The sequence below is a fragment of the Candidatus Anaplasma sp. TIGMIC genome, assembly GCF_028204095.1.
In the GTDB taxonomy this organism is placed as follows: Bacteria; Pseudomonadota; Alphaproteobacteria; order Rickettsiales; family Anaplasmataceae; genus Anaplasma.
Genome location: NZ_JAQLOH010000021.1, coordinates 1 through 18,545 on the forward strand (window position 1 = coordinate 1; position 18,545 = coordinate 18,545).

At 45.4% G+C, this 18,545-nt stretch carries 12 protein-coding genes; 9 read left to right on the forward strand and 3 right to left on the reverse strand.

Annotated features, from left to right (window positions below; translation table 11 throughout):
- Positions 1-438 precede the first annotated feature (438 nt).
- Together nth and gyrA are read right to left on the reverse strand one after the other, a co-directional pair.
- On the reverse strand, positions 439-1,059 hold the full coding sequence (gene nth / locus PGW94_RS03055; protein WP_271758530.1) for an endonuclease III: 621 nt from the start codon (positions 1,057-1,059) through the stop codon (positions 439-441).
- A 5-nt stretch (positions 1,060-1,064) separates the two neighbouring features.
- A complete protein-coding gene (gene gyrA / locus PGW94_RS03060) occupies positions 1,065-3,779 on the reverse strand; it encodes a DNA topoisomerase (ATP-hydrolyzing) subunit A (protein WP_271758548.1) in 2,715 nt (904 codons plus the stop codon).
- 666 nt (positions 3,780-4,445) lie between these two features.
- Between gyrA and PGW94_RS03065 the strand changes: the two genes are divergently transcribed.
- Positions 4,446-6,368, forward strand: coding sequence for an ATP-dependent helicase (locus tag PGW94_RS03065; RefSeq protein WP_271758550.1), 1,923 nt, complete (start codon positions 4,446-4,448; stop codon positions 6,366-6,368).
- Positions 6,369-6,931: 563 nt separating this feature from the next.
- Here the strand turns inward: PGW94_RS03065 and PGW94_RS03070 are convergent.
- The gene (locus PGW94_RS03070; RefSeq protein ID WP_271758532.1) at positions 6,932-7,234 is read right to left on the reverse strand and encodes a hypothetical protein; all 303 of its coding nucleotides are present in this window, start codon (positions 7,232-7,234) and stop codon (positions 6,932-6,934) included.
- Between the two features lie 850 nt (positions 7,235-8,084).
- Between PGW94_RS03070 and PGW94_RS03075 the strand changes: the two genes are divergently transcribed.
- The 8 genes from PGW94_RS03075 to PGW94_RS03110 form a co-directional block, all read left to right on the forward strand.
- The gene (locus PGW94_RS03075) at positions 8,085-9,476 is read left to right on the forward strand and encodes a hypothetical protein (protein WP_271758534.1); all 1,392 of its coding nucleotides are present in this window, start codon (positions 8,085-8,087) and stop codon (positions 9,474-9,476) included.
- 994 nt (positions 9,477-10,470) lie between these two features.
- Positions 10,471-11,832 (forward strand): hypothetical protein, encoded by a 1,362-nt coding sequence (locus PGW94_RS03080; protein WP_271758536.1) that lies wholly within the window; start codon positions 10,471-10,473, stop codon positions 11,830-11,832.
- 60 nt (positions 11,833-11,892) lie between these two features.
- Positions 11,893-12,264, forward strand: coding sequence for a hypothetical protein (locus PGW94_RS03085; RefSeq protein ID WP_271758539.1), 372 nt, complete (start codon positions 11,893-11,895; stop codon positions 12,262-12,264).
- A gap of 124 nt (positions 12,265-12,388) precedes the next feature.
- Positions 12,389-13,804: a hypothetical protein gene (locus tag PGW94_RS03090; RefSeq protein ID WP_271758540.1), complete on the forward strand. Its 1,416-nt coding sequence runs from the start codon at positions 12,389-12,391 to the stop codon at positions 13,802-13,804.
- 12 nt (positions 13,805-13,816) lie between these two features.
- Complete coding sequence (locus PGW94_RS03095) at positions 13,817-15,118, forward strand: hypothetical protein (protein ID WP_271758542.1); 1,302 nt, start codon at positions 13,817-13,819, stop codon at positions 15,116-15,118.
- Between the two features lie 206 nt (positions 15,119-15,324).
- On the forward strand, positions 15,325-15,969 hold the full coding sequence (locus PGW94_RS03100; protein ID WP_271758543.1) for a hypothetical protein: 645 nt from the start codon (positions 15,325-15,327) through the stop codon (positions 15,967-15,969).
- Between the two features lie 51 nt (positions 15,970-16,020).
- The gene (locus tag PGW94_RS03105) at positions 16,021-17,424 is read left to right on the forward strand and encodes a hypothetical protein (RefSeq protein ID WP_271758545.1); all 1,404 of its coding nucleotides are present in this window, start codon (positions 16,021-16,023) and stop codon (positions 17,422-17,424) included.
- Positions 17,425-17,989: 565 nt separating this feature from the next.
- Positions 17,990-18,545: hypothetical protein (locus PGW94_RS03110; RefSeq protein WP_271758546.1), on the forward strand; the 556-nt coding region annotated here is incomplete at its 3' end.

Genomic DNA, 18,545 nt, shown 5'->3' on the forward strand with positions numbered 1-18,545 from the left:
ATAAGCTTGTAGATGATATCAGTCCTGAGGGAAGAACAGGCAATTCGGCTGTTGCGCAATTTGGTCTGTCTTATTCGGGCTGTGAGATGGGCTTTAGATTAATATTCTAGGAAATACGGCTTACTGATGAGGTCTTCAAAAAACTGTACAGGCGTGATTGTAGGGCTCGAATATGGAAGCTCGGCAAATCTGCGCTGCACATAAGACACGTGTAACGTCGACTACTCGGCCCATTTTTGTTAATTAATTTGCCGTACCCTGTACGCACAAATTGGCACATGTCCCATCATGCGGGTGATGAGTGTCGCACCTTCCGGGGCTGACTTGACGCTGGTATACCTAAACAACTTCAATTTACGGCCTGCATTGGGACATTGTGGTGATACACAACGAAGAACGTGCGGTACACCTAAATACTTAAATGAGGGTAAATCGCGATTATACTCTGCTACTATCGCAAAGATCACTTATTATACATTTCTGGCACAATGGCATTCGCGACTTACACACATACCTGCCATGTAACACTAGCCAATGGTGAGCATATAGTTTCCACTTACTTGGGATAACTTTTTCGAGCGATTTCTCAACTCCTAAAACGCTGTTCTCACTGACTATACCTATGCGATTGCTGACCCTAAACACATGAGTATCTACTGCAATGGTAGGCATTCCTAGAGCGGAATTTAAAAACACGTTAGCGCTTTTTCTACCAACACCAGGAAGCGACGTTAATACATCAAAATCGCGCGGGATCTCACCACCGTATTCATATTCTATGGTTTTACTGAGCTGCATTATATTTTTTGCTTTGGAGTTATACAGCCCTATGCTGTTTATGTAGCCTTTCAAAGCATCCTCACCAAGACTCAGCATTTTCTTGGGCGTATCCGCGACGTCAAACAATCTCGCAGTGATCTTGTTTACACTTACATCCGTAGTCCGCGCTGACAACACAATTGCCACAAGCAACGTGAACTCGTTTCTGTACTGAAGCTCTATACGCGGCTCGGGATTAGCGCTAAAAAATCTGCCGAAAATTGTATCAACTTTACGCATAGGCGTTACGAATCGGAGTTCCCTTCTTCTTCACAGTCATCGCTACTATCCCCGCTATCTATAACAGGTGCAACCGAGACTACCTTCTCACCCTTTTCCATCTTAAACAATGTAACACCCTGCGTACTGCGCCCTATTATTCTTATATCTGAGACGGAAATACGTATCAGCTTTCCCTTATCTGTAATCAGCATAACCTGGTCACTGTGAGCCACTGGGAAGCTCGCAACAACATTTCCGTTACGCGCAGTTGTGAGTATATTGAATACCCCAACGCCTCCTCGAGACGTGGTGCGATATTCATAGGCTGAGGTTCGCTTACCAAAGCCATTCTCCGTAACGGTAAGAATGAACTGCTCATTTCTCAACATATCACTGACCGTACGCTCATCAAGTGACAAATCACCAAGCATTCGGGTTATTTTGTCACCCAGCACACCACTTTCGGCAGCTTGCATACGCAGCTCGACGGGAATCTTCAAATATGCTTCCTTTACATCAGAATCCGCATCTGCACCACACAGCACGGACATAGAGATTACCTGATCACCCTCAGCGAGTTTAATCGCCCTAACACCATCAGACATCCTACCCTTAAACTGACGCACGTTTCCAACAGAAAACCTGATACTCTTACCCTTCTTGCTGGACAGCAAAACATGATCTCCTACTTCACACACGCTAGCGGATATTAGCTTATCCACCGGATTCAAGACCATAGCTATCTTGCCATTAGATGGAACGTATTGAAAATCGGCAAGTGCATTCCGTCTTATATTACCAGACGCCGTAGCAAATACTATATCGAGCGCCGACCCAGAGCCATCATCGCCACCATTCTCAGGCAAAGGCATAACACTTGTAACCGTCTCACCTTCAGCTAACGGGAAAATATTCACAAGTGCCCGTCCACGTGAAGCAGGCTCTCCAAGCGGAAGCTTGTAGACCTTCAATTTATAAACTTTGCCCACATTCGAGAAGAACAAGACACTCGTATGAGTATCCACAACAAACAGCTTAGTAGTTACATCCTCCTCCTTAATACCCTGAGCAACTCGGCCCTTACCGCCCCTTTTCTGCGCCCTGTAGTTAGAGAGCTTAACCCTCTTTATGAAGCCATTCATGGTGACAGTAACAACCATCTCCTCCCGGGGAATTAGACTCTCCGCGTCTATATCTCCTCTAGATTCCTCTATGGCCGTTTTCCTCGCCACAGCAACCTTTTTCTTCACTTCGAGAAGACCCTCTCGCACCATGCCCATAAGCAAAGAATCAGTACTAAGAATTTTGGTATACTCAGTTATCAGTGAAACCATAGACTGCAGCTCTACTTCCAACTTACCCTTCTCTAATCCAGTAAGCCTCTGCAAACGCATCTCAAGTATCGCTTTCACCTGCGGAGCCGTTAGCTGATACATCCCCCCTTCCACAACACCCGTACTGTCAGATACTAGCTCTATCATGTTACGCACTTTATCAGAAGGCTTCCATCTGCGCTCACGCAGGGCGATTGTAGCCTCGGATGCATCCTGTGATCCCCTTATTATCGCAACAATATCATCAATGTTGAGTACAGCAATGTACATCCCAATAAATAAATGCGCCCTCTCCCTCACCTTCCTAAGACGGAACCTCGTCCTACGAACAAGTACTTCCTTGCGGAAATTAACAAACGTAGAAATTATCTCAACGAGCGACATAACCCGCGGACGGCTATTGTCTAGCACCAAGGTATTGATGCTAAAGCTAGTCCTTAGAGGCGTAAGACCGAGAAGCTGATTCAGTACCACCTGGGAATTTATCTGCCTTTTTAGTTCTATAGCTACCCTTATTCCCGCTTTATTTGATTCATCCCGCAGGTCAGCAATACCCTCTATTTTCTTATCCTTTACAAGCTCATGTATGCGCTCCACGAGCTTAGCTTTATTTGTCTGATACGGTATCTCATCGATAATAATTGCCTGCCTACCGGATGGCAGTTCCTCAATATGCGTCCTTCCCTGGATAATTATCGTTCCGCGACCCGTAGCAAAAGCAGACTTTATGCCCTCATCACCCATTATTACACCGCCCGTCGGGAAATCGGGCCCTGGAATCACCCTCATTAGGTCCTCAAGACCGACACTAGGGTCATCTATGTACATTACGCAGGCGTCAACAATTTCACCAAGGTTATGGGAAGGAATATTGGTAGACATCCCAACTGCTACACCACCTGCACCATTTACCAGAACATTGGGAAACTCAGCCGGAAGTACTACAGGCTCCTCTTCGTTTTCGTCATAATTCGGACGAAAGTCGACCGTGTCTTCGTCAATGTCATTCAGAAGAAAATGTGCAGACTGCGCAAGCCTAGCCTCCGTGTACCTCATCGATGCAGGAGGATCTCCATCCACCGAGCCAAAGTTACCTTGGCTATCTATAAGCGGTACCAACAAAGAAAAGTCCTGCGCCATACGCACTAAGGCATCGTATATCGCCGTGTCAGCATGTGGGTGATACCTACCCATGACATCACCAACCACCCTGGCAGCCTTTTTATACGGTTTGTCGTGGCTATAGCCAGACTTATACATGGAGTATAAGATTCTCCTGTGCACAGGCTTCAAACCATCACGGATGTCAGGAATAGCCCTACTAACTATGACACTCATAGCATAGGATAGATAGGAATCTTCCAACTCCTTCTCTATGGAAACCGGTACAACACCATCGCTCATTTGATCTTGAGAAAACCACACCTGCAGAACGAGCAATCTTAGTCCCACTCACAGCCAAGGTCAAGGCAATTGTTTCCACATTTTACGGCTCATTAGCAAAAGTGATTGCACAGAATATGCTGGCCAAAGCATTCAAACTAACGCTACCATGTGGCTCCGCACCCTGCCCTTTATGCGCTATGTTTCGATTGCATCTGACGCAAGACACCCACGCAGACATTTCACAACATGCAATAGCGATGTGCATTCCTTAGCGGATACCAAAAAAGGTACATAAAATGTCTACCTAAGTTTTTCTGGCACAATTCACATACGCAACATGAGCCGATGGAAACTTGTCTCTTTTTCAACACATATTACACACCTGCAGTATATTACTGGCTTATACCATAGTTTGACTAGAAATCGCCTGCCATACCGTATTCACTTCAGCAAATCATAAATACTTAAGGCGAATATTCTCCCAGACTCTCGCGGCAGAAAAACCAAGCATCCTGCTCATTACAGCCGGACAATAAATCCTTGTTTTTGTTGATTGTATGTTCCTATGGGATACTATGGTGTGCATCACGTCGGCACGCTTCGTAGTCATTCCTTGGAGTATTTTGTATGGAATATCATGGTTTTCAGAAAGATAGTGGTGGAATGCAAGATACTGAAGGTCTGATGAAAGAAGACTTTATGTCACAGCTTAATGATAAACAAAGGGAAGCTGTAGTACAAACAAACGGGCCTGTGTTGATCTTGGCTGGGGCAGGTACAGGAAAAACACGCACTATTACCTCTCGGATGGGTTACATAATCAAAAGCGGCGCTGCGCAGCCTAACGAGTTACTCGCAGTAACTTTTACAAACAAGGCCGCCAAAGAAATGTTGGTAAGGGTAAACGACATAGTCGATACTTCCGGAATATGGCTGGGAACTTTTCACTCAATAGCTGCAAGAATGCTCCGTAGCCACGCGGAATTAGTCGGACTGAGCAGTAATTTTAACATCATAGGTACCGATGATCAGTTACAGCTTGTAAAGACTGTAGTGAATGAGCTTGCGCCGCATTATCCTGCTACCGAATGCAAGAAAATTCTGCACTCGATACAGCGGTGGAAGGAAAAAGGCCTTCTGCCACACGATGTTACGGATACAGAATTGCAAAAACACTCCAGTGAATTGAACCTAAAGATATACGAGGTATACCAGTCTAGACTAAAAGCACTAAACTGCGCTGATTTTGGAGATTTGCTTCTGCTCAGCGTAACGATGCTTAGCAGCAATCCTAGTGTACTCTCGTATTACCAAGATCAGCTCAAATATGTGATGGTAGATGAGTATCAAGATATAAATACGATTCAATATTTGTGGCTGCGTTTATTGGTACGGAAGCATAAAAACCTATGCTGCGTCGGAGATGATGATCAGTCAATTTACAATTGGCGCGGTGCAGAAGTTGGCAACATTCTGAGATTTTCTGATGATTTTCCTGAAGCAAAAGTAATAAGGTTGGAGCACAATTACAGATCAACATCAAATATACTAGCCGCGGCCTCTGCCGTAATAAATAACAACAAGTCGCGTCTTAAGAAAACTTTGTGGACACATAACGATGCAGGACAAAAGGTGGGGCTGATGAAGTTCTTTGATGGGCGTTCAGAAGCACAATACATCAGTGAGCAGATCCGTGATTCACACGAATATAGGTTTGACGAGATCGCCATACTCGTGAGAGCCAGTTTCCAAACTAGGGTGTTTGAAGAATACTTTGTAAGGTACGGCATACCCTACAAGATTATAGGGGGAACAAAATTTTATGATAGGGCCGAAATTCGCGACCTGGTGGCATACTTGAAGTTAGTAGCAAACCCGAACAATGACATAGCATTCGAAAAAATAATAAACAAACCGAAACGCCAGTTAGGCACGACCACAGTGAATAAGATACGGGCTTATTCCAGACAACACAATTTATCGCTCACCGATGCTAGCACGTCGATGATACAAGATGGATTGCTCCCGGATCGTACGTCAAACATTCTTCGGGATCTTATGAAAAAATTTGACTACTGGAGAAAAATGGCAGAGACAGAGCCCCCTTTGGACGTGATAAAGTCAATAGCCCATGAGTCAGGATATATCGAAGCTCTAAAAAGTGACGCTGAAACCGGAGCGTCAAAGCTTGAAAATATAAAGGAGCTATTCTCCGCAATTTCCGGCTTTGATGACACGATAAAGTTTTTGGAGCATATAAGTTTGGTAACTGACAATGACTCTCTTGATGGAGATGACAACAATGTGCACGTTATGACCTTGCATGCAGCAAAGGGCTTGGAATTTCCCCTCGTATTTCTCCCTGGATGGGAAGAAGGAGTTTTTCCCCATGAGAAATCTATGAATGACCTCACTGAAAACTCACTAGAGGAAGAACGGCGGCTGGCATATGTAGGAATCACCAGAGCGAAGGAAAAGCTGTACATATCCTGTGTTGCAGTAAGAGAAATAAACAACTGGAGCCAGCCCATGAAGATTTCGCGCTTCATCAAGGAGCTTCCTGAAGCTCATGTACAGGTTCTGAAAAATATAGAAAGCTACGTATAGATTAGTGCCTCCATCCTCATATTGAACAGCTAACGTTCGTCGAACGCATGATGCACGTTTTGAACCCCACGTATAGCTAAGATACTTTGGTCTACTGTGCACAAAGTTACTGTAATGCCGAGTGCATGTTCCTGCGCATTAGGGCCCTCCATCACCTATGCAAGTCACCCTATATCCCATTCCGTAACAGAGGATAAGGCATCTCAGATGGTGAAACACGCTAAGCTCCGGAGCCGCTATGCATACACAAATGTGTCCTACTGTCTGTGTAGGCATCATTTACCATGCGTATCATCTTATCCTGCCATACTGTTTTGCGAGCCCTGTACCAGGTAGTCTGGCATGTATTCACAGCATTTTCCCACGCACACTTAAGGCCAATGGTGTTGCGCAACATAAGGAATCAGAACGTTAGCTAATTAGCTAATACAGATCCCTGCAACACACAGTGATATTTTGTGCTTCACACGATAAGTACTGAGCACAGTTACTGATGCGGCATTTCAGTGCGGCTAGCTGAATTGCATGGAAGACATTTCCATGTTTACCGACCTTAAGCACCTTTACATCCGTATTATCATTCCTTTAAAACGCTGACTACTCACTGACAACCACATTTTATTGGGCTGAGACACGAATTTACGGAGATCAAGCTGTTTCCATATGGAGTACTCCGAAACCGATATGCTGCTCAGGCTCTGTGAGCCATTTATGCGGCTGAGGGCGCTTTCCCTGTGCAACGTTGCTGGTACAGAACTAAAGAAATCTACCGCAGAAAAAAAACCATGAAGCCATATGTGCTGCACCATGCCACCAAGCAGAACTACTACTGCATGGTCAAACCATTCCAAGATATGGAAGAGCAAGTTGCAGTAAGAATATGCGTTGCGTGTCCTTTAGCACTTCGTTTGAATCTTTCGTGCTCAACCCTGTAGTTTGGGCCACAGAACAAGCCATGACAAAAGGTTTGTTAGCTCCAGAACTGCAGATTTCATGATGAAGCTACCAATGGTTCCAAATCACCTTAGCGCCTTTTTGTAGGAAATTTCAAGTGCTTCCATAAAGTGCAATCATGCCCGGATTTATGGAGATAAAGACACGATACGTATGTCATGCCATCCTTTGTAAGTAATGTTACAGAACATAGGCATCGCTCACTGAGTACTTGGCGCAACAAGTAATTAATAAGCAGCCTGCGTTGATCTGAACACGTACACAAGAACCCGCATATCGTGTAACATTCTCGACATGATGGCGTGTGTTACACGAAAAAGTCCCCTGACATAGCATGCCAAGATTTGCTTTTTCTGTTGAACAACACAACTCAGAACCATGCATGCACAACAACTCAACCGTTATCTGCACACTATGAACAGACATCGTTATAATGCTACCTTATGCACTACACGGTTCTACATCCATTTTTCTCTCAGCGTGTATTGTCGGTCACAACTTATTTTACGAACGCCGTGTACACCCACACTCTCTTGTACGCAACCACCCTGGGGTCCCTATAACTAGATAGGCCCCGCGTAAGTTATTTCTTTCTTTACATAAAGTCAATAGGTTGGGTACAATGTAACAGCTGTGTGTTGCCGTTGCTACGTGCGGTTAGGTTGCGACCTTCACTGTGTTGGTTTCCGTATTTAGTGGTGTGTACGCAGGTCCGTACGGTTACGGCAGACTTTCAGCATTTGTGCCTCTAGGGGTAGTTGCATGCAATTCCCCCCCCCTCTTCTGTATGAGGTGGAGGTTTCTAATTGGTATTTCGGTTTCGGTGTCAGAGGTGCAAGTGTGGTGCTAGCTCTACGTGAGAATCCCAGCGCAGCGTGCGTGCGCTACATTACATGTGCGCGTGATCTTCTCTTGTTGAGGGATAGAAATTATAAATGCTCGCCCCGTGCGCTTGCTGTCCACTTTGATAGGATTTGTTCCCTAGTCAGCCAAGACCGTATAGCGAGGCAGAACGAAATACCTACAGAAAGCGAAATCGAACGAAATCCACGGCGTCTCTCGCAGTTTCTCATGTACCGTGCACTGTTAACTGACGCGTTGCATAATGCTCCCGATGGCCTATTTGAAGCGCTTGCCGGAGCGTATCTCACTTTAGACTATGAAAGCGAGCTTGAAGACGTAGGTTCGTTTATCAAGACATGCTTTGTTGAACTCCCTCACAACGTTGCAGTCGTGCCAATCCACGATTCGTGCAGAATAAGTAACATCCGATATGCTACTCCTGGTGAGAGTGTGAGTTGTATGCGCAAGCGTGCACGGCGGTGTTTAATCGTTGAGGAACAGTGCGATTTTGGAATAAGAGACGAGACGGGTCGAGACGTAGAAGATGGTACTAGATTGCGTCTCACTGTTGAGTTTGTAGTATCGGAGTTGGCACCTAGGGAGTCGTTGTACTCCCTAGGAGTTCGCAAGGTAACAGCCACTCTTGTGGAGAATAAAGAACATCAGCTAAAGCAAAATACCATAGGTAAAGTGTGTACGTGGGGAACAGCCCGCAAGTATGTTAGGGAGTTCACCATAACGGTATTTGGACTAACCCAGGAAGGTTTGGGTCGCTCACTGAGCACATATCGCATGCAGCCCGAGAATGCACGCTATCTCGCGCGTAGGGTTTTCGCAAACACCGGCAGTAGTTGTGGTTTCCTGAGAAGCTTGTTAAGCGCTCTGCTAGGCATTCCTCGAGACAAAATATGCCTAACCTATGGCTGCTCTCAAGCATACAGAAGAAACGCTCACACGTACGATGTGAGACGTCGCGTACTGGTGTGTGACAAAGAAATAGCGGGCACGGTGCTGTGTGGTGCAGACGTGGAATATGAGGTGCGTGGTCGCGCTAAAGGAGACAGAGTGTTTCTGCGCGTGAGCACTGTTCATATATCAGAGTTTCTTCCCGTAGATGTAGACGGGCACGTAAGGTTTTTGCGCGGTGACCCTTCTCCTTCAACAGAATCAAGTTACTTTCTTCCATTGAGATGTGAAGTTGCTTTTTTTGGTACCAGTTTGCTTGAGGATACAATGGCATTGCTTGATTATAATGTAGTTGAGGGCCGGCTTGGTTACACAGCGCACTCGTATGCAGCACGGGGGGGGTGATTTTAGGTTTATGAAGCAATTGGAGCATGTATTTTGCTTTCTGTGTTAAGTGGCGTTTGGTACATGTGTATTCAGGTTTCGGTAATTATAAAGTCCATCTTTTTGGAAGATGGCGGGCTTACAGGGTGCTGCAGCCTGCTATAGAATTTTGGAATAGCGCGGTGATATTTTGTAAAAATGCGGGGGTGTCGTGATGTAGTGTGTAATGCATCTGAGGTAGGAACAGCAGGCTATCGTAGTGATGAAACTTTACGTAGGCGGGGTGTTATTTGATTTTGCGGCGTATGTGGTGGTCACTAGCATGCAGCAATCAATGTGGCAACACTCAATATGCATTGCCGTACGATATAGGGATGCTACTGCATGCTTGAGGATAATAAGTGCAGGCACGACGACATATGATGCTTTGCTGTGCGGTGATTGACATATGGTATATTGTTAATGAGGGTAGAAGACTTCGTAGTAATTCGCACATACTGGAAAAACTAGGAGGGTTATCGTGCAATGGCACCTCTCCAGTAAGTAGTATGGTGGGGCTCAGTAAAAGTGGATCGATCTTGAAATGTATTCGTATAGCAACATGCAGCGCTTGTTGAGGATGGCTCTTGTTGTTCATAGCATGACACGGGAGCTTTTAAGGTAATTGGGTTGAAGTATCATATTTCGCGGATGTGTGGAGTAGGGGCACCTCGGACGTGTGTTGTAAAATATGGCCCCAACTGAGCACGCCGGCAAGATGGCATTCCGCGGCGTAATTTCGGAGCGCCAGCATGTTTGTTGTAAAAGCCGATACGTGTTGTCCGCCGGAGCTACCTGGATGCAATGGCGCCATAGTATCTTTCCTTAGAGCCGGCCTCAAAGATGGTTGGTATTTGAATGGGTAGTTATTAATTGACTTCTGATGTCTGAGTAGGGTCCTGCACAATTTTGCTTCGGACCAAGGCATGGTCTGTTGCCTTCATAATTATTTTTGTTAACTCTCAAAGGTATTCACATGGGTGTTACACTCTTAAACAAACCGAACAGGAACTGCTTGCGCCACATAGTAAGTGCACAAGGCCTTCTCCTGTGTAGGGATGAGTCTTACAGAGTTTCACCCCACGAGTTTGCACTGCTTTTCAGCAGACTCTGCGATGAAGTTTCTGAAGACAACAATGGCATACGCTGGCCAATACCTGCACGCAATGAAATAGAGGAGGATCCCAAAATATTTGCAGAGTTCCTCGTATCAAGGGCATTAGGAACTAGAGAACTTGGTCAAATACCAAAAGAATTGCTTTATGCGCTTGCGCAGTCCTATCTCGCAGTTGGATTCGAGGATGATCTCGCAGATGTGGGCGCTTTTATAAGATCGTGCCTGAACGGGATACCACAAAATGGAACGGTTGCTCCAATAAGGGGCTCATGCAGAATAGCAACAATAGAATGCTGGAGACCCTATTACCGCTGTTTTGGTAGGGCGGTTGTCCGCGAAGAATTAGTAATTGAAGAGCAATGCGATTTTAAAATAAAGGAAGAACACACCGGACACGAAGATTATCCAAGAGTCCGCCTGCGTGTTAGGTACAGAGTAGAGAGCTCGAAAAAGCTAGAGACTTTGTACCATCTCAGTGTGCGAAAAGTGGGTATAGAACTCATACCTGGTGTTAGGCAAGAATCGTCAGATCACATTCTAAGCAGATGTTCGTGGAACGAAGCACACAAGCAAATCAAGAAGTTCTACGTCGCCAGATCTTGTTTGCGAAGTGATGTGCCTGTGTTGTCTTTGAACAAATGGCGCTTACAGCCCAGAAATAAAGTTTATTTCACCCACAAGGTAGTTTGGCGCGCAAGCAATAATAAAGACCTCATAGAAACACTGCTGATTGTCTCGTCAAGTATTGCGCATGATAAATTGCATTTAACGCATGGTCGCACACAGGTCGATAAGGTAATGGACCAACGCTTCTCAGAAATGTACTACGTCAAACATTGTGCAGTGATACACCCATATGGCAGCGCGGTGTTTGGTGTAGTCGTAAGGTACACAATCTTCCGACGCAATCCTAGTGAGAACGTTCGTTTATACGGGCTTAAAGCATCCTGCGTTGGGTTGCAAACCGGAGACTCTAAGCAGTACATCCAATTCCTATCCGGCGATCTCTGTGATCATGTGTATGACTATGTATTCACTACGGAGACGGGAAAAGCTGTTACATGTAGAAATGAGCTACTTGAGGATATAAAGAGGCGACACAACATTGGTGATTGTGATATTGGCAATCAGATGTCTGCAGTCCCTTCGAGTGATCTTACTATTAGCCATACTCTCGAAGCCGTGCATTGTGTGGGAAGGGGGGGGGGAGTGCTTCCTTAGCGCTAAAGATCCGCAATTACCTGCGTGGTCAGTGTTCGTATGTAAATGTGTGAAAAAGTTATGGTATTATCTACATACAGGAACCCCAGAGCAGAATGTGCTCGTCGTATTATGTGTGCTCGTGATCTTCTTTCGCTCTGGGATAGGAGTGACAAGTGTTCCGCCTGTAAGCTCGCTGTGAATTTCGGTAGAATTTGTTCTTTAGGAAACCGTAGGAATACAGATGGTCTTGGTATAACGTCCAATGATGAAATAGGAGCAGGATCCCAGTCTCCTCTCACAGTTTCTAGTGTACCGCTCAATGGGCACCAAGGCATTGGGCCAAGTGCACACGAATTACTTGATGCGGCACATTTTACCTTAGACTACGGCCTTCTGGACATTTGTCCTTCTATACAGACACGCTGTGTTGAGGCGAGTCACGATACATAGATGTCAGCGGCTAGTAGGCAGTGACTTACGATGCCCGCGTAAAGGCTTACGCGATTTTACTTTCTGACATGAGCAAGGGCTATTGCTTTGTAATTGTTTTTGTTAATTTTCGAAGGTATCCAATATGGGTGTGACATTCCTGAACAAACCAAACAGGAACTGCTTGCGCCACATAGTAAGTGCGCAGGGCCTTCTCCTGTGTAGGGACGAGTCTTACAGGGTTTCACCCCACAAGTTTGCGCTGCTTTTCAGCCAACTGTGCGATGAAGTTTCCAAATACGAAAATGGCATACGATCGCTTGTGCCAACGCGTAACGAAATAGAAAAGAATCCCCTAGCACTTACAAAGTTTCTTGTATCCAGGGCATTGGAAACTTGGGAACTTTGTCAAGTACCAAAGGAATTGCTTTATGCGCTTGCACAGTCCTATCTCACAGTAGGATTCGAGGATGATCTCACAGACGTAGGCGCTTTCATAAGGTCGTGCCTGAACGGGATACCACAGAATGTAGTGGTTACTCCCATAGGAGATTCGTGCAAAGTAGCGACCATAGATTACTTTAAGCCCAGTCGCAACTGTTTTGGGAAGGAAATTGACCGTGCAAAATTAGTAATTGAAGAACAATGCGATTTTAAAATAAAGGAAGAACACACCAGACACGAAGATTATCCAAGAGTCCGCCTGCGTGTTAGATACAGAGTAGAGCGTTCGAAAAAGCTGGAGACTTTGTACCACCTCAGTGTGCGAAAAGTGGGCATAGAACTCGTACATGGTACGCAGGAATCGTTAGATCACATTCTCAGTAGATGTTCGTGGGACAACGCGTACAAACAAATCAAGAAGTTTTACGTCAGCAGAATCGGTTTGCGGAGTGCTGAACCTCTTTTCTCTATGAGTCGCTGGCGCCTGCAGCCCAGAAATGAGGTTTATATCACACACAAAGTAGTTTGGCGCGCAACCAGTATCAAAGATCTCGTAAAAACCTTACTGAGTGTTTTATCAGGTATTGCGGACGGCAAATTGCGTCTAACGCATGGTCGCACGCAAGTAAGACGGCTCGATAAGGTAATGGATCAATGCTACTCAGAAATGTACAGCGTCAAACATTGTGCTGTACTACGCCAATATGGTGTGGTGTGTGGCGTAGACGTCCGGTGCACGATCTACCAACGCAGACCTTGGGAAAACGTTCGTTTATTCGGCGCCGAAGCATACTTCATGAGGTTGCGCACCCGCGATTTTGTGCAGTACATCAAATTCCTATGCGGCGATCTCTGTAGTTATATGGATAACTGTGTCTTAACTACGGATCCGGAAAAAGCGGTTACATGTAGACGTGAGCTACTTGAAGATGCAAAGAGGTTACTGGGTTACAGCGTTGGTAAATGTGATTTTGAAAATCTGTTATCTGTAGCACCCTCCAGTAATCTTACTGTTAGTCATATTCCCGAAGCTGTGCATCACGAGAGGGGGGGGGCTTACTCAGCGCTAAAGGTCCGCAGTTACATGTATGGACAGTGTTCGTGTGTAAATGTGTAAAAAGGTTGTGGTATGGTTTTATCTCTACGCAAATATCCAAAAGCAACATGTGCTCGTTATATTACGTGTGCTCGTGATCTTCTGTTGCTACGGGATAGAAGTTACAAATGTTCCCCCTATAAGCTTGCTGTAAATTTTGATAGAATTTGTTCTTTAGGAAACCGTGGGAATGCAGACGGTCTTGGTATACCGTCCAATGATGAAATAGAGCAGGATCCCAGTCTCCTCTCACAGTTTCTGGTGTACCGAGCAATGGGCACCGAAGCATTGGGCCAAGTTCCACACGAATTACTTGAAGCCTTGGCAGCGGCATATCTTACTTTAAGCTACAGAAGCGAACTTCATGATGTTAGTTATTTTATAAAATCGTGCTTTGTTGAGGTTGGTTTCGGTATATCGATATCTCCCATTAGCGATTCATGCAAAATTGCGAGTATACGGTATATTTTCCCATGCGCACGCTCCAATCAAAAACAAGGCACCGTGTACGGAAATTTAGTAGTTGAGGAGCAGTGCGATTTTGAGATAAGCAATGAACTGGGCTCTGGTAACCCATATGGCAAAAAGCTGCGCCTGAAGGTTGAGCACAACATTTCCGTCTCGAACCCGGAGGAGGCATTGTTTTCTCTTGAAGTTCGAAAGGTGGAAGTCGTCTTGGTCGAAAAAGGTGAATACGGGTTACCAAAATCAACGGGAAGAGCCTGCACGTGGGCCGCTGCGCACAAGCATGTTGATAGGTTCACAATCACCACATTTGGTACTCACAGTAATGGCATGGGTAGCGCATTGAGCATTTATAGAATGCAAAAAGAAAACGCTAAATACTTGTCTCGAAGAATATTCGCAAACACCGGTACTAGCGGCGGATTCGTGAGGAGCTTGCTGGGAACCCTACTCGGCATTCCCGGCAATAAAATACGTCTAACTTATGGCTGCACCCGAATTCGCACACGAGGTGAAGTAATGTATGATGTAAGACGTCGCGTACTGGCCTATACCGAGGGGGGGGGGCTGATATGTGGTGGTGGTGTACTTTATGGAGTGTATGGGGGGTTCAAAGCAGGGAGCGTATCCTTAATAATTGATAACGTGCAATTCTATGAGGCCTATGTAGCCGGTCTAGATGGGTTTCTGCACGAGGATTTTGTACCTCGAGAAGCGTGCCATATTCTGCCACTAGATTGCAGGGTTACTTTGTTTGGTACTGGTTTACTCGAAGACACAGTGAAGTTGCTTGAGTATAGCAGGAGGCAGCTTGACCTTTCAGTAACCGCGTTTGGGGCGCATCGCGGAGACTTGGCAATAGGCAGATAGAACTATAAAGGCAGTATATGTTACCAACCGTGCTGGAGCTTCTTGAAGAAAAAGTGCTGATGGTAGCGTGGAAACTTTTATTCATGTTTTTACGGGTGTAGCTATGGGTAAGATACGAGTAGAGAAGAATGCGTAAGCCTGTGTGCAGGTACGGACGTTTTCTTGAAGCCTCAAATACGGATTCGGCCCCATGCCTAAGTACTGAGATGATTAAGAAGGCTGAAACAGAAAGTATGGGAGTACCTTGTGGAGAGGCGCAACACAATGTCCCTCCTGAAGGACGCCGTACGGTCAGTATAAACTGTAGCTTGCACAGCGCTGAAAATCGTGAACAGGTTGTTTCCGCTGCACTAAGCAGTTTGGGACACAAGGCAAATAATTTTTCTCTCGGTCGCGCAGTTGTACATGTGGTTACTGATTCAATGTCCGGCTTCTGTTTTAAGTACACACACCATACGTATTACGTAGTATGTCGCGTATTGGTTAGTGATGGTGGCAAGATCCATGGCCTGGGGGTAAGGTTTCATATAACCGAAAATGGGAAATTCAAGTATCTTGGCGTATATACGCTAGACATAAGCAGGCTGGATAAGGCTGGGCACAATGAATTTTTGCAAGGTAAATTCTGGGAACACAGTAATAGTACCGTCCGCCATGTACACTGCAAAGGCGTGACGTGCTCTGCCAAACTAATTGAAAGTGTTAAGTTACTCAGTGCATCTTTAGAAACTAAGGAATGTAATTCTGAGCGCGTAATATGCGGCCCATCGGCGAATATAGGGAATTCTTTAGAGGTAGTGAAATTATCAAGGGGGGGGGGAATTTACAAAGATGTTCATACCCAACACTGAAAGAGAGGTCATGTCTCATCGTCATTTTGGTTAACGCTAGTAGGTTACTATATGCAATTCTCAAATAACACCTGTACTTTGGACTTTTTGCTGTGTAGAGATGGAGCTAATAAGCGCTCACCACACGTATTTGCAAAGTCGTTCGAAAAGTTTTGTGCTTCAAAGGGTAAGTCGAATAGGAACGGCACCCATAAGCCCTCATCGCACACGTTTACAAAGTGGTTCAAAAAGTTTCGTACCTCAAATCGTGGATCAAATGTCGCATATAACGTTAGCGAAAATGCGCAATCGGTTGATTCAAAAAATATAGCAGATTTTCTCGAGTCAAAGGCGAAATGCGTGCCAGAACTGGCAAATGTTCCAAAAGCACTATACGTGGCGCTAGCCCAGGCGTATTCTTCTCAGTGCCATTCTGATGAGCTTGAAAATATAAGTTCATTTATCAGGTCTCATCTGGAGCAATTTTCATCTTGCTCGGATGTGGAGCTTTTGGGTGACGCGCATACAATTACTGGCGTAGAGTACCAAGCCCCAACGTGCAATAGTAGCAGCTGCTTGGGCCAAATAGTGGTGGAAGAGCGTTGCAACTTTGTAATAAAAAAGAGGAACCAAAGCACTGAAGACGGTACGAAAGTGCAGCTTGCCGTAAAGTATGCAGTGAAGAAATCCGGCAATAAAGACACGATATTTGATATAAAAACACATGGACTTCAAATACATCTTATGGACATTACCGACCCTTCAGCCACGAGGATCCTGGCAGAATACTGTGAGACCTCACTCAATAAAGTGAAGGAATTCTATGTAGTCTCCGATGGGAAGCATCATCCCGCATGTATTTCTTCACTGCTGCCTACAGACGTCTCCGTATCGCTGCCTGATAACTCGAATAAAACATTGGAACAGAAAAATGGCATCATATCCTCTTTAGTAGAGGCAAAAAATAACAACGAAGTGATATGTGCCGTCCTTGACTTTTTAGGACACAAACAAAAGTACTATACCATCGAAAGTACAGTGGTGCGTGCAGGACGTGTCAAACATAATGATGGCGTGCCTGTGCGCTCTAGTGGTATAACGTGCATAGTGAAATGCTGCGTCTCCCTTGGAGGCAGCAGTGTTCCTCCGCGCAAGATTAGCGTGAAATACGGCGTAGACATCATAGATAGAAAGTTTCTGTCTCTTCAAATACGCCCCTCGTGCGCGTATGCCCGTAATCATAATGATGATACCCATTCATCGGATTATTCCCAAAGCAGTAGTGAGCCTGTCGCTCACTGGGAAACCTTCAACACTATTGCGTGCACCTCCGCACTACTTGAAGATTTAGAGAAATTATGGAAACATGGCAGTAAGAAGTGTAAAGTGACGAGCCGAGTGACGTCCGTTAATATTGAGCAGAGAGGTGGCTTGGCCAAGCCGCATAACCTCCCCCCCCCTACAAGCCAAACATAATTCCACTAGCGATAAGGAAATTTGTATCTCGTTCATGTGCTATATCCTAGACAGGGTTTTGGTATGGTATCGTCGCTGCGTAGTAGGCAAAAAGCAGACAGTGCTCGCTATATAGTGGACGCGAGAGATCTTCTTTGCTCCGGATTATAGGTTACAGGTGCTCACCTATACATTTGTAGTAAACTTTGATATAATTTGTCCCGGAATGGTAGAAATGCAAACGTGCTTGGTGAGCCGTAAATGGCTGAAATAGTGCAGGATCCCAGTCTCCTCTCGCAGTTTCGGTGTACCTAGCTATGGGCACCCGAGCATTGTGCCAAGTTTACACGAATTACTTGAGCCCATAGCCGCGTCGTATCTTACTTTAAGCTACAGAAGCGACCTTCTGGACATTTGTCCTTCTATACAGACACGCATTGTTGGGGCAAGTCACGGTATGGAGACGTTGCGTGACTGGTAGGTAGCGGCTTATGGTGCCCGTGTAATGGCTTACGCAATTTTACTTTCTAACCTGAGAAAGGGCGATTGCTTTGTAATTGTTTTTGTTAATTCTCAAAGTACTCATATGGTTGTGACACTCATAGATACACCAAACAGGGACTGCTTGCGCCACATTGTGAGTGCGCAGGGCCTTCTCCTGTGCAGAGATGAGTCTTACAGAGTTTCACCCCACAAATTTGCGCTGCTTTTCAATACGCTGTGCGCTGCCAGTTCCGAAGACGAATATGGACACCGCTGGCTAATACCGGCGCAAAACGAAATAGAAGAGAATCCTAGAATATTTGCAGAGTTCCTTGTATCTAGGGTATTGGAAACTAGGGAACTTGGTCAAATACCGAAAAGGCTGCTTTATGCGCTTGCGCAGTCCTATCTCGCAGTTGGATTCGAAGATGATCTTGCAGATGTGGGTGCTTTCATAAGGTCGTGCCTGAACGGGATACCACAGAATGTAACGGTTGCTCCAATAAGGGGCTCATGCAGAATAGAAACAATAGAATGCTGGAGACCCAATTACCGATGTTTTGGTAAGGCAGTTGTCCGCGAAGAATTAGTAATTGAAGAGCAGTGCGATTTTAAAATAAAGGAAGAACACACCGGGCACGAAAATTATCCAAGGGTCC

What these genes read in the sequence shown, in the direction of transcription:
- PGW94_RS03075 (WP_271758534.1), top strand. Translation starts at nt 8,085, where the DNA reads ATGCAATTCCCCCCCCCTCTTCTGTATGAGGTGGAGGTTTCTAATTGG.
- PGW94_RS03085 (WP_271758539.1), top strand. Translation starts at nt 11,893, where the DNA reads ATGGTATTATCTACATACAGGAACCCCAGAGCAGAATGTGCTCGTCGT.
- PGW94_RS03105 (WP_271758545.1), top strand. Translation starts at nt 16,021, where the DNA reads ATGCAATTCTCAAATAACACCTGTACTTTGGACTTTTTGCTGTGTAGA.
- PGW94_RS03090 (WP_271758540.1), top strand. Translation starts at nt 12,389, where the DNA reads ATGGGTGTGACATTCCTGAACAAACCAAACAGGAACTGCTTGCGCCAC.
- PGW94_RS03080 (WP_271758536.1), top strand. Translation starts at nt 10,471, where the DNA reads ATGGGTGTTACACTCTTAAACAAACCGAACAGGAACTGCTTGCGCCAC.
- PGW94_RS03095 (WP_271758542.1), top strand. Translation starts at nt 13,817, where the DNA reads ATGGTTTTATCTCTACGCAAATATCCAAAAGCAACATGTGCTCGTTAT.
- PGW94_RS03065 (WP_271758550.1), top strand. Translation starts at nt 4,446, where the DNA reads ATGAAAGAAGACTTTATGTCACAGCTTAATGATAAACAAAGGGAAGCT.
- gyrA (WP_271758548.1), bottom strand. Translation starts at nt 3,779, where the DNA reads ATGAGCGATGGTGTTGTACCGGTTTCCATAGAGAAGGAGTTGGAAGAT.
- nth (WP_271758530.1), bottom strand. Translation starts at nt 1,059, where the DNA reads ATGCGTAAAGTTGATACAATTTTCGGCAGATTTTTTAGCGCTAATCCC.
- PGW94_RS03100 (WP_271758543.1), top strand. Translation starts at nt 15,325, where the DNA reads ATGATTAAGAAGGCTGAAACAGAAAGTATGGGAGTACCTTGTGGAGAG.